The sequence below is a fragment of the Streptomyces sp. NPDC101234 genome (assembly GCF_044767525.1).
Classification (GTDB): domain Bacteria; phylum Actinomycetota; class Actinomycetes; order Streptomycetales; family Streptomycetaceae; genus Streptomyces; species Streptomyces sasae.
The window spans coordinates 42,747-69,021 of record NZ_JBIWOA010000010.1 but is presented as its reverse complement, the minus strand read 5'-3'; the positions used below and the strand labels follow the sequence as shown (position 1 = coordinate 69,021).

The window sequence follows — 26,275 nt, the reverse complement described above, 5'->3', positions numbered from 1 at the left end:
CCGGAGTTGCAGGTGCGCGAAGCAGCCGTTCGAAGGTCGCACCGAGGGCATCGTACCTGCGGTTCCACCACCCATCGAAGGGTGCCGTACAGGCCGTTTGACGAGGTGGGGGCAGACAGGGCGCACTCGGACCGGTGACCGAGGGTGAGCGGGGGAGTGCACGCGGCGCACACAAAAGGGATAAAGGGCAGAACGAAGCCCCCGATCACGGGGGAACAACCGGGGGCTTCGCGTCTGCAGGGCGGCCTCCAATGGCCGCACATTGAGAACGTAAGACCTGTATGGCCCTTGGGTCAAGCCGAGTTGAGGTACTCGGGCAACTTCTCCGAGGCGCGTCTTCACAAGTTCAGCACACTGAGGACGGTCCGTCACGATGAGTGAGCTTCTGGTCCGGTCCAATGGACGTCATGGGCCTCGGGAGTGCCTCGTACCCCTTCTGCGACTGTGCCACCAGAAGGTCGGCGTACGGCCTTGACGGGTCCTCGGTGAAGTGTGCGTGTTCCGCCCTGACCCATTCGGCCCAGAAGTCCCGTTGTTCCGCGCCGTCCCGCAGTCTGCCACGCGTCCAGGACTCCTCGTGCGGCAGCTCCATCCACAGCAGCCGCGCCAGGAACGGGCGCAGTGTCCGGCGGCCGGCGCCGACACCCTCGACGAGGATCACGGGGGCCGGCGGCAGGGGGCGGGGCGGGCCGAAGCGGCGGGCGTGCCAGTCGTAGGGCGTGTAGCGCGCGGTCTCGCCGCGGCCGAGCGGCTCGATCACCTGGGTCAGCAGCCGGCCGGTCCAGTCGAACAGTTCCTCGTGGCTGGCGATGTCGTCGAGGTGCAGCACCGGTGCCCCGTCCAGTGCGGCGGCCAACTGCCCGGCGAACGTGGTCTTTCCGGAGCCGGCGTGGCCGTCGACGCCGACCAGGCGGACCGGGCCGCAGGAGGGCGGCAGGGCCCTGAGCGCGGAGGCGAGTCGGTAAATGACGATTCCCGAGGTGTGCTGCGGTGTGGGGCGTTTTCCGGAAACAGTCTAGTAGTACGGCGCATAGCGGGCGTCCGCGGCCTCGACGAAGTAACGGCTTGAACTATTTTTGAGCCGTCCCCAACCGTTCCCATTAATATTTCCCACCGGCTGACCGATATGTCGACATCGAACGTTCCCGGGGTGCCTGCGGCTGAGTAGGGTGCCTTCTGCATGACTGCTGGGTGTCATACGGGGATGGACAGGGGAACATGGCCGCGGGGTTATTCGAGGGGCACTACGTATGGCATCCGGCGGCCGATGACCGCTTGCTCGCGAGCGTATGCGTGGACGTGCGCGCCGGAAGATATCGAAGTGCCCAGGAGTCCCTGGCCGAGACCCGTTCCGACTTCGCCCTGCGCGCCCACCGCTCCCTGGTCCTGGCCTCCGAGGCGGCCGGCACCGATCTGGTCGAACGCTGGCTGGCCGAGGAGCCGGGCCGCGAGTCCGCGCTGATGTGGGCCCGGGTGGCCGTGCAGCGGGCGATCCGGGCGGCCGACGCCCGCGACGAGCGCGCCGAGGCGCTGGAGCGGATCGCCCTCGCCGCCTGCGACCGGGCCGCCGCCATGGACCCCGCCGACCCCACACCCTGGGCCGCCAAGCTGGCCATGGCCCGACTGCACCGACCGCACGATCCCGCCCCCGCCGGCCTGCTGACCTCACCGCCCGGCCCCTGGCGGCTGTTCGCCCACGTCCTCGCCCTGGATCCCTGGCACCGCGAGGCGCACCACCGTTTCCTCTCCTTCTTCTTCACCCGGTACGGCGGCTCGGTCAACGCCGCCTGGGACGTCGCCGCCTTCCTCGGTCAGCGCGCCCCCGCCGACTCCGCGTTACGGCTGCTGCCCCTGGTCGCCCTGGTGGAGAGCCACAACCCCACCCAGCTGCTCGCCGAGCGGGTCTGGGAACAGCCCCAGTGGCGCGCCACCGCGCTGTCGGTCTACCGCAACTGGCTGCCCACGGTGGCCGGATACCGCTTCACCCCGGTACTCGACCTGGCCTACCTGGCGCACGCGCTGGTCATGGCCCAGTGCGAGTTCGAGGCCCGGGCGGTCTTCACGGCCATGGGGCCGTACGCCTCCCGCATGCCCTGGAGTGTCTTCGGCGAGCCCGCCGACCAGCTCTCCCGCGCCCGCCGCGCCTGCGGCCTGCCCATCCCCTCATAGAGCGACCCTCACAGAGAGAAAGGCCGGTAAGTGTCAGAACGCACAGCGGACTCCGTCCCCCTCGACGACGACGCGACCCTGCATGCGATGGGATATCCGCGGAAACTCACCCGCCGATTCCAGGCATTCGACAATTTCGCGATCTCCTTCACCATCATCAACATCCTCTCCGGAATTTTCTCGGCGTTCGGATTCGGTATGAACGCGGGCGGCCCTCGCATTCTCGTGTTCGGCTGGATCGGGGTCTGCCTGCTGGTGCTGTGCATCGGGGCCGCGATGGCGGAAGTCGCCTCCGCCTATCCGACGAGCGGCGCGCTCTATTTCTCCGCCGGTAAGCTCGCCAAACGGCACAAGGGTGCCTGGTCCTGGTACACGGGCTGGCTGAACTTCGTGGGCCAGATCGGCGGCACGGCGGCCACCGGATACGCGGCCGCCACCTTCATCCAGGCCTTCATCGCCCTGCAGTGGCCCTCGTACGAGCCGACCACCCACCAGACGGTGCTGATCACGGCCCTGATCATCGTGGTCCAGGGGCTCGCCAACACCTACACCGTCCAGCTCGTCGCCGTACTGAACCGGATTTCCGTGTGGTGGCTGCTGATCGGACTCGTGGTGATCGTGAGCACACTGATCGTGATGCCGGACCATCATCAGTCGGCGTCCTTCGTGACGCATTTCGTGAACAACACCGGCTTCACCAACGGCCTTTACGGCGGCATGCTCGGCCTGCTGGTCACCAGTTGGACCTTCACCGGCTTCGACGGCAGCTTCCACATGTCCGAGGAAACGGTCCAGGCGACCGTGAACGCTCCCAGAGGGATCACCCGTTCGATCGGCTATTCGGCGATCACGGGCCTCATCCTGATGCTCGCCCTGGTGTACAGCATCGGCGACTACGACAAGGTGGCGAGCTCTTCCGCGCCGCCCGTGCAGATTCTCATCGACGGACTCGGCATGGGCTGGGCCAAGGCGATGCTGCTCGTCGTCATCGGCGCCATGCTCTTCTGCGGCCTCGCCAATCTCACCAGCAACACCCGGCAGATCTTCGCCTTCTCCCGCGACGGCGCCATGCCCGGCTCCCGCCTGTGGCACTCGGTCTCGCCCCGCACCCGTACGCCCGTCAAGGCGGTGTGGCTCGCGGTGGCCTGCTCGGTCGCCCTGGTGGTGCCGGGCTGGTGGTCGCACACGGCGTTCACCGCGATCGTCAGCGTCAACGTCGTCGGCCTGTTCCTCGCCTACGCCGTGCCGGTGTTCCTGCGGCTGCGCCTCGGCGACGAGTTCCAGCCGGGGCCGTGGAACCTGGGCCGCTGGAGCAAGCCGGTCGGCTGGCTGGCGGTGACCTGGATCCTGTTCAGCAGCATCCTGTTCATGCTGCCGCAGGCCTCGCCGATCACCGTCGATTCCTTCAACTACGCGCCGATCGCCCTGGCCGTCGTCCTGGTCGTGGCCACGGTCTGGTGGTTCGCCACCGCCCGCCGCCGCTTCCAGGGCCCGGTCAGCTACGGCCGCCCCGACGAGGTCGCCGCGATGGACCTCATCTGACCCGGCGAGGACCCGCACGAAGGAGGCCCCGGCCACCGCGCCGGGGCCCTTTCGGCGGACGAGACCAATATCGGTGGGCGTGGCACGGGCGGAAGTGCCGGCAGGGGCATGGCGCCTGTTCCATAGTTGGCGCACAGTCTCGCAACGGACCAGCTCCGACTCGTACCCCTGGGGGTCCCCCGCCGATGAGCAGAGCCGAACAGCCGTCCCGCAGAACCGTTCTGGCAGCCGCCGCCTCCGTCGCGGCCGCGGCCGTGGCCGGGGGAGCGGTCCCCGCGGTGCCCGCGGCCGCGGCGCCCGGGACCGAAGCGGAGGAGGGCGGCGGCCGGGCCCCGGCCCGCCCGATCGACTACCGCTCCTGGACGACCTACAGCGACTGGCGGACCGGCACCGCCAAGGGCGTGGGAGCCGTCGCCGGGGACCGCCCCGGCGTGGTGATGGGCACCCCGGCCGGCACCACCTCCTACACCGACCCCCACACCGGCACCACCGCCACCTGGGAGTACGGCACCTGGACCGGCCCGGTGCACCAGCTCGCCGTCCCCGCCACCGAGGCCGTCGCCTCCTGGAACGCGGACACCCCGGCCGGCACCTGGATCCAGGTCGAACTGCACGGCACCTACTCCGACGGCACCGCCACCCCCTGGTACGTGATGGGCCGCTGGGCCGCCGGCGACCAGGACATCAAGCGGACCTCGGTCGACGGCCAGGGCGACGGCAGGAGCGCCATCTCGACGGACACCTTCGCCATCGGCGACGCCTCGACCGGCCTGCGCCTCACCTCGTACCAGCTGCGTCTGACCCTGTACCGCAAGCCCGGCACCAAGCTCACCCCGACCGTCCGGCGGCTGGGCGCCATGGGCTCCGACATCCCGGACCGCTTCACCGTCCCCGCCTCCACGCCCGGCCCGGCCCAGGAACTCAAGGTCCCGCGCTACTCGCAGGAGATCCACAAGGGCCAGTACCCCGAGTACGACAACGGCGGCGAGGCCTGGTGCAGCCCCACCTCCTCGCAGATGATCGTCGAGTACTGGGGCGGCCGGCCCACCGCCGCGCAGCTCGCCTGGGTCGACCCGTCGTACACCGACCCCCAGGTCTGCCACGCGGCCCGCTACACCTACGACCACCAGTACGGGGGCTGCGGCAACTGGCCGTTCAACGCCGCCTACGCCGCCACCTACAAGGACCTCCAGGGCGTGGTGACGCGACTGGCCTCCCTGACCGACCTGGAGACCCTGATCGCGGCCGGTATCCCGGCCATAACGTCACAGTCGTTCCTGTCGTCGGAGCTGACGGGCGCCGGATACGGCACCTCGGGGCATCTGATGACCGTGATCGGCTTCACCGCGGAAGGCGACGTGATCGCCAACGACCCGTTCTCGGCCGCCGACGACGCGGTCCGACGGGTCTATCTCCGGCGGGAGTTCGAGAACATCTGGCTGCGCACCAAGCGGTACAACGCCAGCGGCAAGGTCGTCTCGGGCACCGGGGGCATCTGCTACCTGTACTTCCCGGCCGCTCCGAGCCCGAGCCAGCTCAAGGCGCTCGACGCGGTGGGTGTGCGCTGACCAGCGCTGACCAGGCACGACAGCGGCCTCCGGGTACTTCGGGGGCCGCTGATCTGTGACCAAGCTCTCCGCCGCAAAAGCCGCAATCGGTGGCATGGTGGACGGCATGACCACGAACTCCGCCACCGCAGCCCGCGCCCGTACCGGCGGCCCGAAGGAAGACGGCCCGAAGGCCCTGGAACACATCATGGGCTGGACCCTTGTCGTGGTCATCGCCATGCTGGTGACCCAACTCGGGCTGCTGTGACCTGACCCACGACCCGAGCTGACATACTGCGGGTGTCCCACAGCCCGTTGAGACCAGGGTCGGATTTGAATATCAGTCAACAACGTGCCGTCGCCCGTCCCCAGGCGCGCGGCACCGAGCGCTCCGTGGCTCGTCGTGCCGAACTCATCGCCATCGGGCGGAAGTTGTTCGCCGACACCTCCTACGACGCGCTCTCCATGGACGACATCGCCAAGCAGGCGCATGTCGCCAAAGGGCTGATCTACTACTACTTCCAGTCCAAGCGCGGCTACTATCTGGCGATCATCCAGGACTCCGTCGCCGACCTGGTCACCTTTGCCGCGAGCGGCCTGGAGCTGCCTCAGGTGGACCGTGTCCACCGCACCATCGACAGCTACCTGCGCTACGCCGAGCACCACCAGGCGGCCTACCGCACCATCGTCAGCGGCGGGGTCGGCTTCGACACCGAGGTGCACGCCATCCGGGACGGGGTGCGCGAGGCGATCGTCGCGACCATCGCCGAGGGCGCCTACGGCCGCACCGACGTCGCCCCGCTCCCCAGGATGGGCCTGCTCTCCTGGCTGTGCAGCGTGGAGGGCGCGACCCTCGACTGGATCGACCGCCCCGGACTCTCCCGCGACACCATGCGCGATCTCCTGGTCAAGACGCTCGGCGGCACCCTGCGTGCCATCGAGGAGATCGACCCGGCCTACCCCGCCCCGCCCCCGGCCCGCCGGGACGCCTGACGAGGAACTGCACAAGGGGCGGGAGTCTCGTGGTACCCCCGCCCCAAGTCCCCCGTGACGGGGGCTAGTTGATGGCCCTGATCAGCTCACCGTTGGTGGTGTCGCCGCTCAGCTCCCAGAAGAAGGTGCCGCCGAGGCCCTGCTGGTTCCTGTACGTCATCTTGGTCGCGATGGTCGCCGGGGTGTCGTAACTCCACCAGTCGCTCCCGCACTTGGCGTACGCCGTGCCGCCGACCGTGCCGGTCGCCGGGCACTTGGTCTTGAGCACCTTGTAGTCGTCGATGCCCTGCTCGTACGTCCCCGCCGCCGGGCCGGTCGCCGTGCCGCCGGGGGCCGCCTGGGTGACGCCGGTCCAGCCGCGGCCGTAGAAGCCGATGCCGAGCAGCAGCTTGGCGGCCGGGATGCCGAGGCCCCTGAGCTTGGCGATGGTCGCCGAGGTGTAGAAGTTCGCCGTCGGGATGCCGGAGTAGGAGTTCAGCGGCGAGTGCGGGGCGGTCGGGCCGGTCGAGGCCCAGGCGCCGAAGTAGTCGTACGTCATCGGGTTGTACCAGTCGACGTACTGTGCCGCGCCCGCGTAGTCGGCCGCGTCGATCTTGCCGCCGCCGGTGGCGTCCGCCGTGATCGCGGCCGTGACCAGCGAACCGCTGCCGAACTTCGACCGCAGCGCCGCCATCAGGTTCCTGAAGGCGTCCCGGCCGCTGGTGTCACAGGTGTTGCCACAGGCGTTCGGGTACTCCCAGTCGATGTCGATGCCGTCGAAGACACGGGCCCACTTGGAGTTCTTCACCAGGTCGTAGCAGGACTGGGCGAAGGCGGCCGGGTTCTTGGCGGCCTCGCCGAAGCCGCTGGACCAGGTCCAGCCGCCGAAGGACCAGAGGATCTTGAGATTGGGGTGCTTCTTCTTCAGCTTCAGCAGCTGGTTGAAGTTGCCGCGCAGCGGCTGGTCCCAGGTGTCGGCGACGCCGTCCACCGACTCGGCGGCGGTGTAGGCGCGGTCGGTGGCCGCGTAGGAGTCGCCCATCGCGCACTTGCCGCCGGTGACGTTGCCGAAGGCGTAGTTGATGTGGGTGAGCTTCGCGGCGGAGCCGGAGGTCTCGACGTTCTTGACCAGGTAGTTCCGCTGGTAGGTGCCCCATTCCGTGAAGTAGCCGACGACCTTGGAGCCGGCCTTCACCTGTGGGGCGGACGGGGCGGCCGCGGAGGCGGTGCCCGCGCCGGCCAGCAGTCCGGCGCCCAGGACGGCACAACAGGCCGCGGACAGCAGCGCCCGGAACCGGGAGCGGTGGGGAGTGTGCATCGGGTGTCTCCTCCTGGGGGAGAGGGGAACGCGCGCCGATTGGCATGAACGCGGTAAAGTGTTGGTCATGAACACTAGGAGGACTAGACCAGTCAGGTCAATGGTTCGGACCAATTTCGCGACTGGTGAATGTTGTCCTGGAATTAGCGAAGTAAGCGGTCGTTAACTGGTGACTGGAGGTCCCCGATCGGGCATACTCACTGCGCAGTCGCAGGTCAGCCGCTTCCGAGACCCGGAAAGGCCCACCTCGGCCGCACCCGAACGAACAGGCGGAGCCGCCCCTACCCGAGGGCGGCGACCGCCGGTGCCCGACAGGGAGGAGACCGACGCCATGTCCGACCGCGACCCGCAGCCGGTGGAGCGTCAACTGCCCACGGAAGAGGCGAGGGACCTGCTCTCGCTGGTCCGGGAGATCGCCCACCGTGAGATCGCGCCGAAGGCGGCCGAGGAGGAGGACGCCGGACGCTTCCCGCGTGAGGTCTTCACCCTGCTCTCGGAGTCAGGCCTGCTCGGCCTGCCCTACGACTCCGAGTACGGCGGCGGCGACCAGCCCTACGAGGTCTACCTCCAGGTGCTGGAGGAACTGGCCACGGCCCGTCTGACCGTCGGACTGGGCGTCAGTGTGCACACCCTCGCCGGTTACGCGCTCGCCGCCTACGGCACCAAGGAGCAGCAGGTCGAGCACCTGCCAGCGATACTCGGCGGCGGCCTGCTCGGCGCCTACTGCCTCTCGGAGCCGGCCTCCGGTTCCGACGCCGCCTCGCTGCGGACCAGGGCCGTCCGGGACGGTGACTCCTGGGTGATCAACGGCACCAAGGCCTGGATCACCCACGGCGGCATCGCCGACTTCTACACCGTGATGGCCCGTACCGGCGGGGAGGGCTCGCACGGGATCACCGCCTTCCTGGTCCCCGGTGACGCCGAGGGCCTCAGCGGCGCGGTGCCCGAGAAGAAGATGGGCATGAAGGGCTCGCCCACCGCCCAGGTCCACTTCGACGACGTCCGGGTCGGCGACGACCGCCGGCTCGGCGAGGAGGGGCAGGGCTTCGCCATCGCCCTCTCCGCGCTGGACTCCGGCCGGCTCGGCATCGCGGCCTGTGCGATCGGCCTGGCCCAGGCGGCCCTGGACGAGGCCGTCGCCTACGCCACCGGCCGACGCCAGTTCGGCCACCCCATCTCCGACTTCCAGGGCCTGCGCTTCATGATCGCCGACATGGCCACCCAGATCGAGGCCGGCCGCGCCCTCTATCTCGCGGCGGCGAGGCTCCGGGACGCGGGCCGGCCGTTCGCCAAGCAGGCCGCCATGGCCAAGCTGCACTGCACGGACACCGCGATGAAGGTGACCACCGACGCCGTCCAGATACTGGGCGGCTACGGCTACACCGCGGACTTCCCGGTCGAGCGCTTCATGCGCGAGGCCAAGGTCCTGCAGATCGTCGAGGGCACCAACCAGATCCAGCGGATGGTCATCGCCCGTCATGTGGCGGGACCTGAAAGTCGCTGAACTGCCCGCGTGCGACCGTCGGGGCCGTCAGCCTGATCCACTCCGGGTCGTGGCGGCCCGGCAGGGTGCGGCCCCGGTCGGCCCAGGTGCGCATGAGGTCGCGGTAGATGGGCCCATCCTGCGGCACGGGCGGCGGAAGCGCTGCCGCGGGCAGGGGTACGAGGATCCGGCGCTGACGGCCGAGGGTCGAGTACGTGGTCGTCATGCCGGGCCAACGCGGCCGCGGCCGCCCTGGTCACCGATCACCGGAATCGCGAGTGAGTTCGTGGGCGTCCGCCCCGCGTCTGGCCAGTCCCCGCTTTCTGACGTACCGTCAGCCGGACCGTCTCCAGCCTCCGGGGAGGCCTGCCGTGGCCGACGACCGTCCCGTACCGCTCGACGAGTACCCCGTGCACCAGGTCCCGCTCTCCATGAAGCACGTCGCCACCGGGGACCGGAACGCCTACGACCGCTGCATCTTCCACGTCCTGGACCACCGCGGCCGCGCCCTGCTCATTCTCGGCCTCGGCGTCTACCCCAACGTCGGCGTGATCGACGCCTACGCCACCCTGCGCACCGGGGACACCCTGCACGCCGTACGGGCCTCGGACGCCCTCGGCGACGACCGGATGCGGCTGGCGGTCGGCCCGCTGCGCATCGAGGTCGAGGAACCGCTCCGCCGCTTCCGTCTGACCTGCGACGACTCGATCTCGTACGACCTCACCTGGACCGCGGACTTCCCGGCCCTGTGGGAGCCGCACCACCTGCAGCGCCGGGGCGGCCGGCTGACGTTGGAGGGCCGCAGGTTCGTGCAGGCCGGGGGAGTGTCCGGGGTGATCCGGGCCGGGGACGAGGAGTTCCGCGTCGACCCGGCCGACTGGACCGGCACCCGGGACCGCAGCTGGGGCGTCCGCCCGATCCCGGGGGAGGAGGGCGGCCGGCTCGCCGCGGAGCACCCGGCCGAGGGCTTCCACTGGATCTGGTCCCCGGTCCGCTTCGAGGACCGCTTCCTGATGGTCATCACCCAGGAGGACGCCGACGGCCACCGCACCCTCAACGACGCCACCCTGGTCCGCCCCGGCCACCGCGACCGCCAACTCGGCTGGCCCCACACCGAGATCAGCTACCGCTCCGGCACCCGACACCCCGAACGCGCCGTCATCCACCTAGGCGACCCGCGCAAACCCCAGGAGCTGGAGGCGGAGATCCTCGCCTCCTCACCGCTCGCGGTCGGCGCCGGCTACCCACCGGCGGACGACTGGCAGCACGGCACCTGGCAGGGCCGCGCCTGGGTGGACCGCCGTACCTACGACCTGACCGCACCCCACCCCCGCGCGGCCTACGGCGTCACCGACCACTCCGCCCGCTTCCGCCTGGACGGCCGGGTCGGGTACGGCATCTTCGAGCACGGCTCGTTCGGCAGACACGATCCGAGCGGCTTCACCGGCTTCGACTCGGTGGCGCCCTGAGGGAGGCCACGATGACGGCAAAACCGCGCCCGCGCACCACCACCCGAGACCCGGAGGACCTCACGCGCCGGCTGACGGCCTGGCTGGACACCCGGCTCCCCGGTGCCAAGGCGGTCGGCGTCACCGTCCCCGTCTCCAACGGCCTGTCCAGCGAGACCCTGCTTTTCGACATCGAGCACCCCGAACCACCTCTGCGGACCTGCGCGTTGAGACTCGCGGCGGACCCTTCGGCGTACACGGTCTTCCCGTCCTACGACATGACCCGCCAGTACCGCACCATGCGACTGGTCGCCGAACACACCGACCTGCCCGTACCCCGAGTGCTGTGGCTGGAGGAGGACCCGGGACCGCTCGGCGCGCCCTTCTTCGTCATGGCACGGGTCGAGGGGCGCGTCCCGCCCGATGTCATGCCCTATACCTACGAGGGGAATTGGCTGCACGCGGCGACCGACGCCGAACGCGATCGTCTCGAAGCCGCGTCCGTCGGGCTGTTGGCCCGGCTGCACGACCAAGTCCCTGTGACGGAAGCGGAGTTCCTGGCCCTCCCCGGGGAGGGTGATGCCCTGCACCGGCACGTCGAGTCCCAACGCGCCTACTACGACTGGGTGGTGGACGGGCTCGCCCGCTCACCCCTGATCGAGGCCGCGTTCGACAGGCTGGCGCAGTGGTGGCCGCGCGAGACCGGCACACCCGTCCTCAACTGGGGCGACGCGCGCATCGGCAACGTCGTCTACGACGGCTTCGACCCCGTCGCCGTCCTCGACTGGGAGATGGCGGCACCGGCCCCGCGCGAGGTGGACCTCGGCTGGACCGTCTATCTGCACCGCTTCTTCCAGGACCTCACGGCCGCCTCCGGACAGCGCGGGCTGCCGGGCTTCCTGCGCCGCGACCGCATCGAGGCCCGCTACGCCCGGCTGACCGGCCACACCCCGCGCGACATGGACTTCTACACCCTGTACGCCGCCCTGCGGCACGCGATCGTCATGCTGCGCATCGCCTATCGGCAGGTGCACTTCAAAGAGGTCGCCGTCCCGGCGGATCCGGACACACTGATCCTGCACCACGGCAGTCTGCGCGCCATGGTGCAGGGCAGCTACTGGGACGCGGTGCGGTGACTCAGGCGGCCTGGCGGTCGACGGCGTAGCCGCCGCGGCGCATCGCCGGTACGTGCATCGGGCGCGAGCCCGGGCCGCCGACGTGCGAGAACGGCTGTGTGCGCCAGTTCAGACTCTGCGGGAGGACGAGCAGGAGGGCGGTCTCCTGCTCCTGCGGCTCGGTCGACTCGTCCGTGGAGCGGATGTCGGCGGCCGCGCGGCCCGTACCGGCACAGACCGTGAGACCGAACGGGTTCCACGGCGAGGCGCACAGCGCGTGCTCCGGCAGGAACTCCTCGTCCGCCAGCAGCGCGATGGACTGCGCGCAGTCCGGGCAGATCACCCGGTACATCTCGAAGGTGTCGTAGTCGTCCAGTTCATCGACGTCGAAGAGGTCGGGTTCGACGCCCTCCGGCTCGGGCTCGACGACCAACTGCGGGCGCTTGGACGTGGTGCGACCAGGGCGCTTGAGACTCTGCATGGGTAACTCCCCCTCGGGCTGGGCCGTAAGGCGCTGCGGCCTCGACCACAGCAAGCACTTCCCGTCCGGTCTACGGGGTAATCACGAGACCATCACGGAGCCCACTCAGGGGCTGTGTCGTTCGTCACATGCCGAACGCAGGTGCCCGGTGCGGTGGATTTGTCCCTCAGACGGCGCACAGCCTGCTCCCTGTCACATCACGAACCGGCCATGACCTGCGCCGCTGAGGTATCCCAGGAGATCAGGCGCAATGTAGTTTTTGCGCCATGGAGGAGCTGGACCGTCAAATTGTGCAGCTGCTCGTCAAGGACGGGCGGATGAGCTACACAGACCTGGGCAAGGCCACGGGTCTTTCCACGTCGGCCGTGCACCAGCGGGTGCGCCGGCTGGAACAGCGCGGTGTGATCCGCGGCTATGCCGCGGTCGTGGACCCGGAGGCCGTCGGGCTGCCCATGACGGCGTTCATCTCGGTGAAACCGTTCGACCCCAGCGCACCCGACGACATCGCGGACCGTCTGGCGGGCGTCCCCGAGATCGAGGCGTGCCACAGTGTGGCCGGCGACGAGAACTACATCCTCAAGGTGCGGGTGGCGACCCCGCACGAACTGGAGGAGCTGCTGGCGCGGCTGCGCAGCCTGGCGGGGGTGTCCACGCGGACGACGGTGGTGTTGTCGACGCCTTATGAGGCACGGCCGCCGAGGATTTGAGCGCCGTTGAAGTGTCGGCCGTCGGTTGGCTGCGGGCCCGTCGTGGCTGGTCGCGTCCACGCGGCGGAGCCGCATATCGACACAGCCCCGCGCCCCTTTCGGGGCGCGTTCGGGGTGCCCCTCGTTCAGAGTGATCGGTGTCAGGCGCGAGACTGGTGCCCATGAGTGAGCGCAGCCCCGAGCCCAAGACCGTCCTCCTCCGTCGTGGAGAGGTGCACAGTCCCGCCGATCCGTTCGCTACCGCGATGGTCGTGGAGCGGGGGCAGGTGGCCTGGGTCGGATCCGAGGGGGCCGCCGACGCCTTCGCGGACGGTGCCGACGAGATCGTCGACCTGGACGGCGCCCTGGTCACCCCCGCTTTCACGGACGCCCATGTCCACACCACGTCCACCGGGCTCGCACTGACCGGCCTCGACCTGTCCGGGGCGGCCTCGTTGGACGCCGCCCTCGCGCTGGTTCGGGACTTCGCCGCCGCCCGCCCGGACGACCGGGTCCTGCTCGGGCACGGCTGGGACGCCTCCCGCTGGTCCGACGGCCGCCCGCCGACCCGCGCCGAGCTGGACGCGGCCACCCGCGGACGTCCCCTCTATCTCTCCCGTATCGACGTCCACTCGGCCGTCGTCACCACGGCCCTGCTGGACCTGGTCCCGGGCGCGGTCCCGCGGGCGGACGCTCCACTGACGAGCGACGCCCACCACGCCGTACGCGCCGCCGCGTTCGCGGCTGTGACGCCCGCGCAGCGCACCGAGGCCCAGCGCACCGCCCTCGCGCACGCGGCCTCCCTCGGCATCGGCACCGTGCACGAGTGCGGGGGGCCGAAGATCTCCTCCGAGGACGACTTCACCGGGCTGCTGAGGCTCGCCGCCGGGCTGCCCGGCCCCCGGGTGGTCGGCTACTGGGCGGAGGAGGACGCCGACAAGGCGCGCGAGCTGGGCGCGCTCGGCGCCGCCGGTGATCTGTTCGTGGACGGCGCCCTCGGCTCCCACACCGCCTGCCTGGACGAGCCGTACGCCGACGCGGGCCACACCGGTGCCGCCTACCTGGACGCGGCCGCCGTCGCCGCCCATGTCACCTCCTGCACCGAGGCCGGCCTGCAGGCGGGCTTCCACGCCATCGGCGACGCCGCCGTGAGCGCCGTCGTGGAGGGCGTGCGCGCCGCCGCCGAGAAGGTCGGCCCGGCCCGCGTCCGCGCCGCCCGGCACCGTGTCGAGCACGCCGAGATGCTCACGCCCGAGCACATCGCAGCCTTCGCGGAACTCGGTCTGATCGCCTCCGTGCAGCCGGCCTTCGACGCTCTGTGGGGCGGCGAGGACGGCATGTACGCCCGGCGGCTCGGCACGGAGCGGGCGCGCACCCTGAACCCCTACGCGGCCCTCCTCAAGGCCGGGGTCCCGCTCGCCTTCGGCTCCGACAGCCCGGTCACCCCCCTGGATCCCTGGGGGACCGTCCGCGCCGCCGCCTTCCACCGCACGCCCGAGCACCGCGTCTCCGTACGCGCCGCGTTCACGGCGCACACGCGCGGCGGCTGGCGGGCGATCGGCCGGGACGACGCGGGCGTCCTGGTGCCCGGCGCGCCCGCCGACTACGCGGTCTGGCGCACCGACGAACTCGTCGTCCAGGCACCCGACGACCGCGTCGCCCGCTGGTCCACCGACCCTCGCTCCGGCACCCCCGGCCTGCCCGACCTGACCCCGGGACGTGACCTGCCGGTCTGTCTGCGTACCGTGGTGGGCGGCCGGACCGTGTTCGTACGACCGGGCGAGTGACCCGGTCGCATTCGTACGGCCGGGCGAGTGATCTCCCGGGGTGGCGCGACCGCGATCGACCGCCGTCGCCCCGTCGCGCGACCTGCACATCCTCCCCGCTGACCAGGGGTTTGAGGTCGTCAGGCCAGGTCAGACGACTGTTGACAGCCAGCCGCAGCAGGCCGGTAGGTTCGGCGGAGTCCACCACCGGACGCCCGACCGGGGAGCAGTTCGCGCACTCGTCGCAGCGCCGCTGGGTCAGGGACGGTGTGCCGCACCGGGGCACCGTCACTGGGAGCCAGGCTCAGCGCCCGCGCCGACGAGGGAACGTTCCGGCCGGTCGGGAGGTGTGACCCGGGTGGGGCCCGGACGCTCAGTAGACAACGGCTTTCGGTCGACCCGCAGCCAGCGGGCCCCAGGTCGGCCCGAAGGGCGCCGGGCCCCCATCCGTAGGGGAACAAAGTCGCTGTGCGGGGGAACAGGGTGGCGAAAGCGAGGATGACGGCCACCCGAAACGGGCATCCTTACCCCGTTCTTGTGCAATCGACACCACCATACGAATGAGCTGTCACGTCAGCGCAGGCCGCGGCCACTATGGTGGGACCCCTGCGTACGACATGAAGGGGCAGCAGTGAACGACGGCGACGGGACCCTCGCGGCAAAGGCCCAGGGTAGGCAGTTCGGCCCGCTCGGCACGGCCTTGGTGATCATTCCGACCTACAACGAGGCGGAGAACATCAAGTCCATCGTCGGCCGGGTGCGCAAGGCCGTCCCCGAGGCGCACGTTCTGGTGGCGGACGACAACAGCCCCGATGGCACGGGCAAGCTCGCCGACGAACTGGCCGCCGAGGACGACCATGTCCAGGTGCTGCACCGCAAGGGCAAGGAGGGCCTCGGCGCCGCCTACCTCGCGGGCTTCCACTGGGGCATGGACAACGGCTACGGCGTGCTCGTCGAGATGGACGCCGACGGCTCCCACCAGCCGGAGGAGCTGCCCCGCCTGCTCACCGCGCTGAAGGGCGCCGACCTGGTGCTCGGCTCCCGCTGGGTACCCGGCGGCCGGGTCGTCAACTGGCCGAAGTCCCGCGAGTTCATCTCCCGGGGCGGATCCCTGTACTCCCGCCTCGCCCTCGACCTCCCGCTCCGGGACATCACCGGCGGCTACCGCGCCTTCCGGCGCGAGACGCTGGAGGGCCTGGGCCTGGACGAGGTCGCCTCCCAGGGCTACTGCTTCCAGGTCGACCTGGCCCGCCGGGCGATCAAGGCCGGCTTCCACGTCGTGGAGGTGCCCATCACGTTCGTGGAGCGTGAGCTGGGCGACTCCAAGATGAGCCGCGACATCCTCGTGGAGGCCCTGTGGCGGGTCACCTCGTGGGGCGTCACCGAGCGAGTGGGAAAGATCACCGGCAAGGGCAAGCGGCCCTAGCGGGGACGTGGGGCCCGGCGATCACAGCGAGGGCCCGGAACACTCACAGATCCGGTCGATCATCCCCTTATCCCGCACTGAGCCGGGCCCAGGCACACTGGGAGCATGACGACTGGCGCGCAGACCCCTCCGTACACCGCCCGGCCCCGGCGCTCCCGGCTGGCCAGATATCTGCCGCTGGGTGTGGCGGCGTGGCTGGTGCTGGAGATCTGGCTGCTGACGGTGGTCGCCGGCGCGGCGGGCGGCATGACCGTGTTCCTGCTGCTGGTGGCGGGTTTCGTCGCCGGTTCCGTGGTCATCAAGCGGGCCGGCCGACGTGCCTTCCGGAGCCTCAACGAGGCGATCCAGCGCGGCGGCTCCCCGGAGCGCGGCGGCGGCAACGGCCTGATGATGCTCGGCGGCCTGCTGCTCATGATCCCCGGTCTGGTCTCCGACGCGCTCGGCCTGCTGCTTCTGCTGCCGCCGGTCCAGAAGGCGGTCTCCCGCCTCACGGAGCGCACCCTCGACCGCAAGCTCCGCGCCGCCGCCCCCGGCACCCTGGGCAACGCCTTCCAGCAGGCCCGCATGCACCGCCCGGACGGGAAGGTGGTCCAGGGCGAGGTGATCCGCAGCGACGCTCCGGAGGACGGGGACGAGCCGACGAAGGAGCGGCCGCCGCTGACGCGGTGACCGGCCGCCCCGGTTCTTCCGGGCACCCGGAGGCCTGGTCCCTCCGGGCAGGCGAAGGTTTTTTCGGGCAGGCGAAACCGAGGGCGCCGTACGTTCAGCGAACGTACGGCGCCCTCGGTTTGTTGTGTCGGCTTCCCGTTACACGGGACTATGCGGACTTGCGGCTGTCCCTCGGATGAATCGCGATGTTCATCGCTCCGGAGCGCAGAACCGCCAGACGCTCCTCGAGGACCTCTTCGAGCTCCTCACGGGTGCGCCGCTCCATCAGCATGTCCCAGTGGGTACGCGCGGGCTTGGCCTTCTTCTCTTCAGGGCCGTCGCCGTCCACGAGGAGTGCCTGGGCCCCGCAGACCTTGCACTCCCACTCCGGCGGGATCTCCGCCTCGACCGAGAAGGGCATCTCGAACCGATGCCCCTTCTCGCATGCGTACTCCACGGCCTGGCGCGGGGCCAGGTCGATACCGCGGTCCGTCTCGTAGCTGGTCACCACGAGGCGCGTACCGCGAAGAGCTCGCTCACTCATGAATCGTGCCTCCCGGGCTTGTCGCCCACAGGACAGGTGTCGCTGTCGTCGTCATCCGGTCAACGTCCGGTCGGCGGTAAAGATTCCCGTTCCGGGTCATGCGTCGCCGTCGTAGCCGCCCCTTGTTGTACCCACCAGCGCCCGGTTTGTCACATCTGCTAACAGATGTCACCCAGCGTTTCGGCATCTTTGACGCGCAGTAACGGTACGCCTGGCAGGCCAAACGCGTACACTACCGCCCTTTCGCGTTGAACGCTAAATCTTCTTGCTGGATCTTGTCGTCAGATCTTCTGCGGCACCGGGTTGCCGGCCTCACTGATCGCCTGCCGCACCGGCACCCGCGCCAGCAGCGCGAACCCGATGACGAAGAAGACCACCAGCGAGATGATCGCCGAGCGGTAGCTTCCGGTCAGCTGGTAAGTGATCCCGAACAGCAACGGTCCCAGCCAGCTCATCCCCCGATCGCTCACCTCGTACGCCGCGAAGTACTCGGCTTCTTTTCCGGGCGGTACGAGATGCGAGAACAGGGAGCGGGACAGCGCCTGGCTGCCGCCGAGGACGAGACCGATGCCGCCCGCGAGGACGAAGAACCACACCGGTGCCCCGGCCGGCAGGAAGTACCCCGCCGCCAGCGTCACCGTCCACGCCACCAGCGACCCGAGAATCGTGCGCTTCGCCCCGTGGGTCCGCGCCAGCCGCCCCATCGTCAGGGCACCGGCCACGGCCAGCACCTGCACCATCAGGACGGCGCCGATGAGTGTCGACTGACCGAGCCCGAGCTCCTGGGAACCGTAGATGGACGCCTGGGAGATCACGGTCTGGATGCCGTCGTTGTAGATGAGGTACGCCAGCAGGAAGGAGAGCGTCAACGGGTGGCGGCGCATGTCCCGGACCGTCGCCACGAGCTGACGCAGCCCCGGTGCCGTCGCCTCGGCCGTCCCGCCGCCCCGGCCGCCCCGGTCGCGCAGCCACTGCAGCGCCACGAGGGTGAAGGCGCCCCACCACAGTCCCGCCGCGGCCAGACAGATCCGGACCGCTTGCGTCTCGGACAGGCCGAAGGAGCCGTGCGCGGAGTAGAGGACCAGGTCGGCGACGAGCACCAGGGAGCCGGACGCGTAGCCGAAGGCCCAGCCGCGGGAGGAGATCGTGTCGCGTTCCTCGGGCGGCGCGATCTGGGGGAGGTAGGAGTTGTAGAGCATCAGGGCGACGCACTGGGCGGCGTTCGCGACGATCAGCAGCGCCCCGCCGAGCAGGTAGCGGTCGCCGTCCAGGAAGAACATGCCCGTCGTCGCCACGGCCCCGGTGTACGCGGCCGCGCCGAGCAGCCGCTTCTTACGCCCCGTGCGGTCGGCCGCGCTGCCCACCAGGGGCATGAGCACGACCGCCACGATCACCGACAGGGAGACCGAGTAGGCGAAGAAGGAGCCCGCCCGGACCGGGATTCCCAGTGGGTGCACATAGCCGTCGGCGTCGGCCGCGTTGTCGGCGACCGATGTCAGATACGGACCCAGGAACACGGTGAGGACGCTCGTCGAGTAGACGGAGCACGCCCAGTCGTAGAAGTACCAGCCGCGCTGTTCGCGCCGCAGCCCGGTGGCCTCGTCCGAGACCCCCGTCCGCACGGTTTCGGTGCCCACCCGTGCCCTCGCCTTTCCCGCAGCGGTGCCGTGCGCGGGTCTCAGACCCAGACGCCCCGGTCCTGCATGACCTCGCGCAACGTGTCGATGTGATCGGTCATGATGCCATCGACACCCAGGTCCAGGAGCCGGTGCATCCGCTCCGGTTCGTTGATGGTCCACACGTGGACGTGCAGCCCGCGCGCATGGGCGGCGCGCACGAAGCGCCGGTCGACCACCGGAACGCCGGACTGGAACTCGGGCACCTGCGCGGCGACCGCCGACCGGCGCACCGCCGCGGGCAGCCCCCAGGAGCGCAGCCGCAGCCCGACCACACCGCGGGTACCGAACGAGGTCGCCAGCCGCGGCCCCGCGATGCGCTGCGCCCGCAGCACCCGCGCCTCCGAGAACGACCCGACACAGACGCGGTCGTACGCGTCCGTCTTCTCGATCAGATCGAGGAGCGGCCGCAGCGCCGGCTCCGCCTTGGCGTCCACGTTCCAGCGGACGTCCGGGAACTCCTCGAGCAGTTCCTCGAAGAGGGGGAGCGGCTCGCGGCCCGCCACGCGCGCGTGCCGTACGTCCTCCCACGGCAGGTCGGCGATCCGGCCGGCCCCGTCCGTGACCCGGTCCAGGGTGTCGTCGTGGAAGGCGACGAGCTTCCCGTCCGTCGTAGCGTGCACATCGGTCTCGATGTAGCGGTAGCCGAGCTCGACCGCGCGCCGGAACTGCGCCACGGTGTTCTCCAGGCCGTCGGCGGCCCCGCCCCGGTGGGCGAAGGCGATGGGGCCGGGGTGGTCCAGGTACGGGTGGCGTGTCAGCGTGCTCACGAACGCAGTATGGCCTGCTCCGATGACCCCTTGGCAACGACCGCGCTGCGACCGGATGCCGTCCGCACGGCGAACACCTTCAGGAACAGCTGGGCGAGCGGCCCGATGGCCACGGCGTAGAGCAGGGTGCCCACGCCGATCGTCCCGCCGAGCGCGAAGCCGGTGACGACCACGGCGACCTCGATCGCCGTCCGGATCAGCCGGATCGAACGGCCGGTGCGCCGGTGCAGCCCCGTCATCAGACCGTCGCGCGGACCCGGTCCGAAGCTCGCCGCGATGTACAGCCCGGTCGCCACCCCGTTGAGTACGATCCCCGCCGCCATCAGCGGGATCCGCACGGCGAACGCGTGTGCCACGGGGACGACGGCGAGCGTGGCGTTCATCGCCAGGCCGATGACGAAGACGTTGGAGACCGTGCCGAGGCCCGGACGCTGCCGCAGCGGGATCCACAGGAGCAGCACGGCCGCGCCCACGATGATCGCCACCGTGCCGATGCTCAGCCCGGTGCGCCGGGCGAGCCCCTGGTGCAGCACGCCCCACGGCTCCAGACCCAGACCGGCCACGACGAGAAGCGCGGAGCTCACGCCGTACAACGTGAGCCCCACGTAGAGCTGGACCAACCGTCGTCCGAGACGGCCTTGCGTGGACAAGAGATACCCCCCTGGTGGTGAAGGTGGCCTGACCCGTGTCACTCTGTGGCTTGGGAGAGTGAGCCATCCATGGCCAATTCGGGGAAGGTGGACTGATTCTCGTGACGCAGTGGACTTCGGCGGTTGGCGCCGCACAGCTCGCCCGGCTGCTCAACTCGCAGCAGGAGCGCCCGGCCGGTCCCGGCACCCGGCGTCCGCCCGCCTACCGTGCGCTCGCCGACGGGGTCCGGCTGCTGGTGCTCGAAGGGCGTGTCCCGGTCGCCGCCAGGCTGCCCGCCGAACGCGAGCTGGCGCTCTCCCTGTCCGTCAGCCGTACGACCGTGGCGGCCGCGTACGAGGCACTGCGCGCGGAGGGGTTCCTGGAGTCCCGGCGGGGCGCCGGCAGCTGGACCGCCGTCCCGGCGGGCAACCCGCTGCCCGCCCGTGGCCTCGAACCACTGCCCCCCGAAGCCCTCGGCTCGCTGATCGACCTGGGCACCGCGGCCCTGCCCGCCCCCGAGCCGTGGCTGACCCGCGCGGTCCAGGGCGCCCTGGAGGAACTCCCGCCGTACGCCCACACCCACGGCGACTATCCGGCCGGCCTCCCGGTCCTGCGCTCGATGATCGCGGAGCGCTACACCGCGCGCGGGATCCCGACCATGCCCGAGCAGATCATGGTCACGACGGGTGCGATGGGCGCGATCGACGCGATCTGTCACCTCTTCGGCGGACGTGGCGAACGCATCGCCGTCGAGTCGCCCTCGTACGCCAACATCCTGCAGCTGATGCGGGAGGCGGGCGCCAGGCTGGTCCCCGTCGCGATGGCCGAGGGGCTGTCGGGGTGGGACATGGACCGCTGGCGCCAGGTCCTGCGGGAGGCGGCGCCCCGGATCGCGTACGTCGTCGCCGACTTCCACAACCCCACCGGGGCGCTCGCCGACGAGGACCAACGCCGTCGGCTGGTGGACGCGGCCCGCTCGGCGGGGACGGTGCTGGTCGCCGACGAGACGATGACCGAGCTGTGGCTGGACGACGATGTGGAGATGCCGCGCAAGGTCTGCGGTTTCGACCCGGCGGGCTCGACCGTCGTCACGGTCGGCTCCGCCAGCAAGGCCTTCTGGGCGGGCATGCGCATCGGCTGGGTACGGGCGGCTCCCGACGTGATCCGCAGCCTGGTCGCCGCGCGGGCCTATGCCGACCTGGGGACGCCGGTGCTGGAGCAGTTGGCGGTGAACTGGCTGTTCAGCACGGGTGGTTGGGAACAGGCCGTCGAACTTCGCCGGGCGCAGGCGCGGGAGAACCGGGACGATCTGCTGACCGCGATCCGACGGGAGCTGCCGGGCTGGGAGTTCGAGGTGCCGAAGGGCGGCCTGACGCTCTGGGTCCGTACCGGGGGCCTGTCGGGCTCCCGGCTGGCGGAGGCGGGGGAGCGGGTGGGGGTGCGGGTCCCCTCGGGGCCGCGGTTCGGGGTCGACGGGGCCTTCGAGGGCTATGTGCGCCTTCCGTTCACCGTGGGGGGAGCGGTGGCGGAGGAGGCGGCGGTGCGGTTGGCCGCGGCGGCGCGGCTGGTGGAGTCGGGGGTCACGGGAGGGAACGAGTCGCCGCGGAGTTTTGTGGCGTAGTTGTTCGGCTGCGGGTGAGTGGGGGCTGGTCGCGCAGTTCCCCGCGCCCCTGAAGGGGCGCTGCAGCAGCCGTCCTTTTCAGCTCGCGCAGCTGCGGGCATGCGTGCCGCCTGGGGCGGCACGGGTGGGCGCAGCGGCACCCCGCAAGCGCGGGCGAGTGACACCCACCTCACCTCAGCCCTCGGCGACCGCAGCCTCCACCGGCACCGCTTCCATCTCCTCACTTCGCGGTGGGAGCAAGGACAGCACCGCTTCGCGGTACACGTCACTCGTCGCATCGTCGTACGGATCCGGAGTGGCCGGTACCTGAAGCCGCAGTACCGGTCCGTGCCCCAGTCGGGCGTAGCCCCGCCCCGGCGGCACCTGGGCCAGCGGTGTCGTATGGGGCGGAGCCCCCAGCGCTGCCGCCAGCTCGTCCGGCAGTGCCGGACCGAGCACGGCACGCGCGCGCGTGTGCTGTCGTACCGCCTCGCTCAACGCGTCCGCGCTGTCGAGGTGCTCGGCGACGACCACGGTGACGTTCGCCGCGCGGCCGTGCCGGAGGGGGATCTGGAGGAGGGCCTGCGGGTCCTTGTGGCCGTCCGCCGAAGCCAGGTGGAGGAACGGGCTCGGGCGGTCCAGCAGGATCCAGAGGGGACGCCGGCAGTCGTCCGGCGGCGGGTGGCCCGTCTGGCGCGCGCGGTTGACGGCGATGAGGCGCCGTTCCGTCTCGTGCGCCGCCCACTCCAGGCTGGCCAGCGCCCCGGCGAGACCGCACTCCACGGCGAGGACCCCGGCCCGGCCGGAGAGGCAGGCGTACTCGCCGGTGCCGCTGCCCTCGACGACCAGCACGTCACCGTACTGGAGGGCCTGCAGGGCGATGGAGCGCAGCAGGGTGGAGGTGCCGCTGCCGGGGCGGCCCACGACGAGCAGGTGCGGTTCGGTGGAGCGGGCGCCGGTGCGCCAGACGACCGGGGGGACGTCGCGCTGCTCCTCGCCGTACGCGAGGGGGAGCGTGCGCTGGACCTCGGTGGGGTCGGTGAAGCCGAGGACCGTCTCGCCCGGCGCGGTGACGAAGCGCTGGGCGGCGATGTCGGTGGGCAGGGGGGCGAGGACGGTCATCGTGAGCAGGTTTCCCTCCTCGTCCCATGCGAAGTGGTACTCGCGGCCCCGCCCGGACTTCGCGGTGAGCAGGTACTCGATCCGCGCGCGGGCCCCGGGCTCGCCGTCCGGGAAGTACGCGGGGTAGCGGATCACCAGCTGGCCGACACGGCCCGCGTCGTCGAACTCGTGGGCGATGAACGCTTTCTCCCACTCCCCGCCGTGTGCGTACAGCGGCGCCGGGTCCTCGGCGGCCGAGAAGTACGGCACCAGGGCCTCGTACAGGGACTGGAGTCGCTGGGTCTGCGACTCGTCGGGGCCCTCCGGCGGGGGTGCGGCGTGGTCGCGGCCGTGCCAGGCGCTCGCCGCCATCAGGGTGATGACGGCGAGCAGCGGTCCGTACGGCACCAGCGCCATGACCAGGACGACCGAGGCCACCATGAAGAGCAGTGGTCCGCGCTTGTCCTTGGGTGTCTCCGCCCATCTGCGCCGCCCGGCCGAGGCCAGCCGGCGCAGCCCGCGGGTGACGGTGATGAGCGGATGGAGGACATCGGTGGCGCTGTCTGCGGCCGTCCGGGCCAGATCCCGGCTGCGGGCGAGCTGTGCGCTGCCGTTGCTCAGAATGCGGGGGAGAGGGCGCAGGGCCACTGCTGTCTCCTGACGGTGCGTACGGGCGGGAGGGGCGTCAGAACTTGATTCCGCCGAGCAGGCTGGCCAGGCTCTCGCCGCCGGCCTTGATGCTCGGGGCGATGGCCGTGCTGGCGAGGTAGAAGCCGAAGAGCGCCGAGGTCGTGGCGTGCGACGCCTTCAGCCCGTCCTTGCGGAAGAAGAGGAAGACGATGATGCCGAGCAGGACCACGCCTGACATGGAGAGGATCATTTGAGATCTCCTGGTGTCGAAGGGGGACAGTCACCATGAGTTCTTCCAGGATCACAGCAGGTATCCATACGATAAAAGGTGCAAATGAGTGAATTTCGGAGAATTTCACTCGGTTGGCGGATCGTTTCTGATTCATCCTGACCGTCGTGATCTTTACCTCGGGCAGATCCGCTCATGTTCACCCTGAGCCAGTACGCTGGCGATTCACTCGTACGGCCCCGCGGCCCGCCCGTTGCCGTACGCTCCCCCCGTCCGCGGAAGTCACCGCAGCACACAGGAGAGGCGGTCCGGCCGATGAGTGAAGCCCCCGACCCGGAGGTCGTGGAGCTGGCTACCAGGATCTTCGATCTGGCCCGGCAGGGGCGGACCGAAGCGCTCGTGGCGTACCTCGACGCGGGCGTTCCGGCCAACCTCACCAACGACCGCGGCGACTCCCTCGTGATGCTCGCCGCCTACCACGGGCACGCCGAGGCGGTGCGGGAGCTGCTCGCCCGCGGTGCCGCGGCGGACCGGGTCAACGACCGAGGCCAGACCCCGCTCGCCGGTGCGGTCTTCAAGGGCGAGACGGAAGTGATCAAGGTGCTGCTCGAGGCCGGCGCCGACCCGGCGGCGGGTACTCCGTCGGCCGTCGACACCGCGCGGATGTTCGCCAAGACGGAACTTCTGGAACTGTTCGGTACCCATTGACCCAACTGACCCATCTGTTCTGACCAGCTAAAACACACAAAACGGGGGAGGCGGTACAGGGCCGCCGAAATTTCGGTCGCGGCAGGTCGAAGTGCCGAGTCATCATGACGTCGTGATTCACGGACGCGATGGCTGGGCAGGTGTTGCCGCACCGCGCGGGCCGTGATGCGGTCCGCATGGGCCACTGACGAGAGGCAGAGAGAAATGGTCTACAGCAAGCAAGAGACGGCGGGCGCTCCGACGTTGTGTCACGCGGCCAGGTAGTGCGTGTTCTCCGGTTGCGTCGACGCTTGATGTGAGGCTGTTTCCCATGTTCGATCCGGTCATAGCGCCCAGCGGTACGCTGCTCGGCCTGCTTCAGCGGGGCCGCGGCGACGGCACGCTGCACGCGCTCACCGCCCCGCGCGCCGAGGCGCTCGCGGCTCTGAACCACTGTGTGCTGCGCGATCCCCGCCACGACTGGCAGGTGGAGAACCGCTCCCTTTACTACGCCCGGCTCTACCTCGACCTGAACGGCGAGCTGGACGCCATCGAGGCGCACCTCTTCGACACCGAGGACATCCTCGACACCGAGGAGTCCCGCACCGGCCTCGCGCTGGCCGTGCTCGGGCACCTCGCCTCCTACGGCAGGCGGGACGCGCTCGAACTGCTGCGCAGGTACGCCGCCACCGGCGCCAACTGGGCCTGGGCCCTGGACGAACTGGCGCTGCGCGACGACGACGCGGGCCTGCGCGCCCTCGCCGCCCCGGTGCTCGCGCGGTTCGCCACGGACGCCGAGGGCGAGGCCGAGCTGGCCGCCGCCGTGCGGGACGCCTTCGAACCGCGGCCCTGGCGGCTGTGGGCCGAGGATCCCCGCGAATCGATCGCCACGCGCGTGCGTGCCGCGCAGGAAACCGGCTGCTTCGACCGCTGGCAACGGCAGATGCGACCAACCGGGCCCCGTCCGGGGTGGAGCGTCCAGGCGGTCTTCGAGTGGGCCCAGCAGGGCGTCGAACGGGGCGCGGCCCTCCATGTGCCCGCCGCCCGCTGCCTGGTCGCCGTGGCCGGCCCCGAGGACCGGCCGGAGATTCTCCAGGCCGCCAAGGACGGCACCGACGGAGCCCGCTGCACCGCGCTGCGCTACCTCGCCGACACCAACGACCCCGACGCGCTGAACCTGATCGAAGCGGCGGTGATCGACGGCACGGCCGCCGTCGTGGAGGCCGCCGTCGACGCCTTCGAACGTATGCGCAGTATCGCCGCCGTCGACCGCGCCCGCGGCTGGGCCCGCCGGCCCGACGCCCTCGGCGCCGCCGCCGGACGGATGCTCGCCTGCCGGGGCGGAGCCCAGGACAGCGAACTCGTGCTCGCGGCGCTCCGGGAGGCCGTACGGGGCGAGGGCCCCGACGCGCCGACGCTGTGGACCCTCGTCGACGGCACCGGACGACTCGGAATCGCCTGCGCCGCACCCGTGCTGCGCCACGTCTACCGAGAGACCGCCTCGTCCCATCTCCGCGGTCGCGCCGCCCGCGCCCTCGCCGCCACCGACCCCTCCTTCCCCACCGGATTCGCCGTCGAATGCCTGTGGGACTGCGAGGAGACCACCCGCGAGATCGCCGCCCGGCACGCCGAGACCGGTGACGCCCGGGTCGTCGAACAGCTCCGCCGGCTCGCCGCCGACCCCGCCGAGGAGGCCGAGGTCCAGACGGCCGTACGCAGCCGCATCGGACCGGACACCACCGCCGTGTGACGCATCGCCACGGGGGACCACGGCTTCACCACGAGAGACCACGGCTCCACCACGGGA

Annotated in this window: 24 protein-coding genes; 15 read left to right on the top strand and 9 right to left on the bottom strand. The window is 70.7% G+C overall.

Features of this window, described 5'->3' with window-relative positions; translation table 11 throughout:
* Positions 1-346: 346 nt before the first annotated feature.
* Entirely contained in the window at positions 347-973 is a 627-nt protein-coding gene (locus ACIRR9_RS19565; RefSeq protein ID WP_403753711.1) for a uridine kinase, read from the bottom strand.
* Positions 974-1,218: 245 nt separating this feature from the next.
* On the opposite strand from ACIRR9_RS19565, the gene ACIRR9_RS19560 reads away from it, so the two are divergent.
* The 5 genes from ACIRR9_RS19560 to ACIRR9_RS19540 all read left to right on the top strand — a co-directional run bounded on the left by ACIRR9_RS19560 (position 1,219) and on the right by ACIRR9_RS19540 (position 6,251).
* Complete coding sequence (locus ACIRR9_RS19560; protein WP_403753210.1) at positions 1,219-2,169, top strand: hypothetical protein; 951 nt, start codon at positions 1,219-1,221, stop codon at positions 2,167-2,169.
* An 87-nt stretch (positions 2,170-2,256) separates the two neighbouring features.
* On the top strand, positions 2,257-3,711 hold the full coding sequence (locus tag ACIRR9_RS19555; protein ID WP_403753708.1) for an amino acid permease: 1,455 nt from the start codon (positions 2,257-2,259) through the stop codon (positions 3,709-3,711).
* 185 nt (positions 3,712-3,896) lie between these two features.
* Positions 3,897-5,279, top strand: a complete 1,383-nt coding sequence (locus tag ACIRR9_RS19550; protein ID WP_403753207.1) for a peptidase C39 family protein — start codon at positions 3,897-3,899, stop codon at positions 5,277-5,279.
* A 106-nt stretch (positions 5,280-5,385) separates the two neighbouring features.
* Positions 5,386-5,526: an SCO1431 family membrane protein gene (locus ACIRR9_RS19545; RefSeq protein WP_384570296.1), complete on the top strand. Its 141-nt coding sequence runs from the start codon at positions 5,386-5,388 to the stop codon at positions 5,524-5,526.
* A 65-nt stretch (positions 5,527-5,591) separates the two neighbouring features.
* A complete protein-coding gene (locus ACIRR9_RS19540; RefSeq protein WP_403753203.1) occupies positions 5,592-6,251 on the top strand; it encodes a TetR/AcrR family transcriptional regulator in 660 nt (219 codons plus the stop codon).
* A 64-nt stretch (positions 6,252-6,315) separates the two neighbouring features.
* Here ACIRR9_RS19540 and ACIRR9_RS19535 read toward each other — a convergent pair whose 3' ends face one another.
* Entirely contained in the window at positions 6,316-7,548 is a 1,233-nt protein-coding gene (locus ACIRR9_RS19535; RefSeq protein ID WP_403753200.1) for a glycoside hydrolase family 18 protein, read from the bottom strand.
* A 331-nt stretch (positions 7,549-7,879) separates the two neighbouring features.
* Here ACIRR9_RS19535 and ACIRR9_RS19530 point away from each other — a divergent pair, with 331 nt between their 5' ends.
* The 3 genes from ACIRR9_RS19530 to ACIRR9_RS19520 all read left to right on the top strand — a co-directional run bounded on the left by ACIRR9_RS19530 (position 7,880) and on the right by ACIRR9_RS19520 (position 11,615).
* Positions 7,880-9,052, top strand: a complete 1,173-nt coding sequence (locus ACIRR9_RS19530; protein ID WP_403753197.1) for an acyl-CoA dehydrogenase family protein — start codon at positions 7,880-7,882, stop codon at positions 9,050-9,052.
* Between the two features lie 350 nt (positions 9,053-9,402).
* Positions 9,403-10,500: a hypothetical protein gene (locus ACIRR9_RS19525; protein WP_403753194.1), complete on the top strand. Its 1,098-nt coding sequence runs from the start codon at positions 9,403-9,405 to the stop codon at positions 10,498-10,500.
* Positions 10,501-10,511: 11 nt separating this feature from the next.
* Complete coding sequence (locus ACIRR9_RS19520) at positions 10,512-11,615, top strand: phosphotransferase family protein (protein ID WP_403753191.1); 1,104 nt, start codon at positions 10,512-10,514, stop codon at positions 11,613-11,615.
* A gap of 1 nt (position 11,616) precedes the next feature.
* Here the strand turns inward: ACIRR9_RS19520 and ACIRR9_RS19515 are convergent, their stop codons facing one another.
* The gene (locus ACIRR9_RS19515) at positions 11,617-12,075 is read right to left on the bottom strand and encodes a hypothetical protein (protein ID WP_403753188.1); all 459 of its coding nucleotides are present in this window, start codon (positions 12,073-12,075) and stop codon (positions 11,617-11,619) included.
* A gap of 266 nt (positions 12,076-12,341) precedes the next feature.
* Here ACIRR9_RS19515 and ACIRR9_RS19510 point away from each other — a divergent pair, with 266 nt between their 5' ends.
* The 4 genes from ACIRR9_RS19510 to fxsA all read left to right on the top strand — a co-directional run bounded on the left by ACIRR9_RS19510 (position 12,342) and on the right by fxsA (position 16,622).
* Positions 12,342-12,782 carry an Lrp/AsnC family transcriptional regulator gene (locus tag ACIRR9_RS19510; protein WP_004002750.1) on the top strand — a complete coding sequence of 147 codons (441 nt, stop codon included), beginning with the start codon at positions 12,342-12,344 and terminating at the stop codon, positions 12,780-12,782.
* A gap of 161 nt (positions 12,783-12,943) precedes the next feature.
* Complete coding sequence (locus ACIRR9_RS19505) at positions 12,944-14,548, top strand: amidohydrolase (RefSeq protein WP_403753185.1); 1,605 nt, start codon at positions 12,944-12,946, stop codon at positions 14,546-14,548.
* 610 nt (positions 14,549-15,158) lie between these two features.
* Entirely contained in the window at positions 15,159-15,953 is a 795-nt protein-coding gene (locus ACIRR9_RS19500) for a polyprenol monophosphomannose synthase (protein ID WP_365343114.1), read from the top strand.
* A gap of 105 nt (positions 15,954-16,058) precedes the next feature.
* Positions 16,059-16,622 (top strand): FxsA family membrane protein, encoded by a 564-nt coding sequence (fxsA, locus tag ACIRR9_RS19495; RefSeq protein WP_403258151.1) that lies wholly within the window; start codon positions 16,059-16,061, stop codon positions 16,620-16,622.
* 148 nt (positions 16,623-16,770) lie between these two features.
* On the opposite strand, the gene ACIRR9_RS19490 is transcribed toward fxsA, so the two are convergent.
* The 4 genes from ACIRR9_RS19490 to ACIRR9_RS19475 form a co-directional block, all read right to left on the bottom strand.
* Positions 16,771-17,145: an RNA polymerase-binding protein RbpA gene (locus tag ACIRR9_RS19490; protein ID WP_010046329.1), complete on the bottom strand. Its 375-nt coding sequence runs from the start codon at positions 17,143-17,145 to the stop codon at positions 16,771-16,773.
* A gap of 281 nt (positions 17,146-17,426) precedes the next feature.
* The gene (locus ACIRR9_RS19485; protein WP_403753181.1) at positions 17,427-18,782 is read right to left on the bottom strand and encodes an MFS transporter; all 1,356 of its coding nucleotides are present in this window, start codon (positions 18,780-18,782) and stop codon (positions 17,427-17,429) included.
* A 41-nt stretch (positions 18,783-18,823) separates the two neighbouring features.
* Positions 18,824-19,591 carry a glycerophosphodiester phosphodiesterase gene (locus ACIRR9_RS19480; protein WP_403753177.1) on the bottom strand — a complete coding sequence of 256 codons (768 nt, stop codon included), beginning with the start codon at positions 19,589-19,591 and terminating at the stop codon, positions 18,824-18,826.
* Positions 19,588-20,241 (bottom strand): YitT family protein, encoded by a 654-nt coding sequence (locus ACIRR9_RS19475; RefSeq protein ID WP_403753174.1) that lies wholly within the window; start codon positions 20,239-20,241, stop codon positions 19,588-19,590. Before ACIRR9_RS19475 ends, ACIRR9_RS19480 begins: the two co-directional genes overlap by 4 nt.
* Before the next feature lie 101 nt (positions 20,242-20,342).
* On the opposite strand from ACIRR9_RS19475, the gene ACIRR9_RS19470 reads away from it, so the two are divergent.
* Positions 20,343-21,842 (top strand): PLP-dependent aminotransferase family protein, encoded by a 1,500-nt coding sequence (locus tag ACIRR9_RS19470; RefSeq protein ID WP_403753171.1) that lies wholly within the window; start codon positions 20,343-20,345, stop codon positions 21,840-21,842.
* A gap of 174 nt (positions 21,843-22,016) precedes the next feature.
* On the opposite strand, the gene ACIRR9_RS19465 is transcribed toward ACIRR9_RS19470, so the two are convergent.
* Together ACIRR9_RS19465 and ACIRR9_RS19460 are read right to left on the bottom strand one after the other, a co-directional pair.
* Positions 22,017-23,570 (bottom strand): ABC transporter ATP-binding protein, encoded by a 1,554-nt coding sequence (locus tag ACIRR9_RS19465; RefSeq protein WP_403753168.1) that lies wholly within the window; start codon positions 23,568-23,570, stop codon positions 22,017-22,019.
* Between the two features lie 37 nt (positions 23,571-23,607).
* The gene (locus ACIRR9_RS19460; protein ID WP_123978603.1) at positions 23,608-23,802 is read right to left on the bottom strand and encodes a hypothetical protein; all 195 of its coding nucleotides are present in this window, start codon (positions 23,800-23,802) and stop codon (positions 23,608-23,610) included.
* 294 nt (positions 23,803-24,096) lie between these two features.
* On the opposite strand from ACIRR9_RS19460, the gene ACIRR9_RS19455 reads away from it, so the two are divergent.
* Together ACIRR9_RS19455 and ACIRR9_RS19450 are read left to right on the top strand one after the other, a co-directional pair.
* A complete protein-coding gene (locus tag ACIRR9_RS19455; RefSeq protein ID WP_123978604.1) occupies positions 24,097-24,489 on the top strand; it encodes an ankyrin repeat domain-containing protein in 393 nt (130 codons plus the stop codon).
* A 310-nt stretch (positions 24,490-24,799) separates the two neighbouring features.
* A complete protein-coding gene (locus tag ACIRR9_RS19450; protein WP_403753164.1) occupies positions 24,800-26,218 on the top strand; it encodes a HEAT repeat domain-containing protein in 1,419 nt (472 codons plus the stop codon).
* Positions 26,219-26,275 lie beyond the last annotated feature (57 nt).

Coding starts and splice junctions, on each gene's coding strand:
- ACIRR9_RS19450 (WP_403753164.1), top strand. CDS start 24,800: ATGTTCGATCCGGTCATAGCGCCCAGCGGTACGCTGCTCGGCCTGCTT.
- ACIRR9_RS19490 (WP_010046329.1), bottom strand. CDS start 17,145: ATGAGTGAGCGAGCTCTTCGCGGTACGCGCCTCGTGGTGACCAGCTAC.
- ACIRR9_RS19560 (WP_403753210.1), top strand. CDS start 1,219: ATGGCCGCGGGGTTATTCGAGGGGCACTACGTATGGCATCCGGCGGCC.
- ACIRR9_RS19535 (WP_403753200.1), bottom strand. CDS start 7,548: ATGCACACTCCCCACCGCTCCCGGTTCCGGGCGCTGCTGTCCGCGGCC.
- ACIRR9_RS19505 (WP_403753185.1), top strand. CDS start 12,944: ATGAGTGAGCGCAGCCCCGAGCCCAAGACCGTCCTCCTCCGTCGTGGA.
- ACIRR9_RS19510 (WP_004002750.1), top strand. CDS start 12,342: ATGGAGGAGCTGGACCGTCAAATTGTGCAGCTGCTCGTCAAGGACGGG.
- ACIRR9_RS19455 (WP_123978604.1), top strand. CDS start 24,097: ATGAGTGAAGCCCCCGACCCGGAGGTCGTGGAGCTGGCTACCAGGATC.
- fxsA (WP_403258151.1), top strand. CDS start 16,059: ATGACGACTGGCGCGCAGACCCCTCCGTACACCGCCCGGCCCCGGCGC.
- ACIRR9_RS19515 (WP_403753188.1), bottom strand. CDS start 12,075: ATGCAGAGTCTCAAGCGCCCTGGTCGCACCACGTCCAAGCGCCCGCAG.
- ACIRR9_RS19520 (WP_403753191.1), top strand. CDS start 10,512: ATGACGGCAAAACCGCGCCCGCGCACCACCACCCGAGACCCGGAGGAC.
- ACIRR9_RS19460 (WP_123978603.1), bottom strand. CDS start 23,802: ATGATCCTCTCCATGTCAGGCGTGGTCCTGCTCGGCATCATCGTCTTC.
- ACIRR9_RS19550 (WP_403753207.1), top strand. CDS start 3,897: ATGAGCAGAGCCGAACAGCCGTCCCGCAGAACCGTTCTGGCAGCCGCC.
- ACIRR9_RS19530 (WP_403753197.1), top strand. CDS start 7,880: ATGTCCGACCGCGACCCGCAGCCGGTGGAGCGTCAACTGCCCACGGAA.
- ACIRR9_RS19545 (WP_384570296.1), top strand. CDS start 5,386: ATGACCACGAACTCCGCCACCGCAGCCCGCGCCCGTACCGGCGGCCCG.
- ACIRR9_RS19555 (WP_403753708.1), top strand. CDS start 2,257: ATGGGATATCCGCGGAAACTCACCCGCCGATTCCAGGCATTCGACAAT.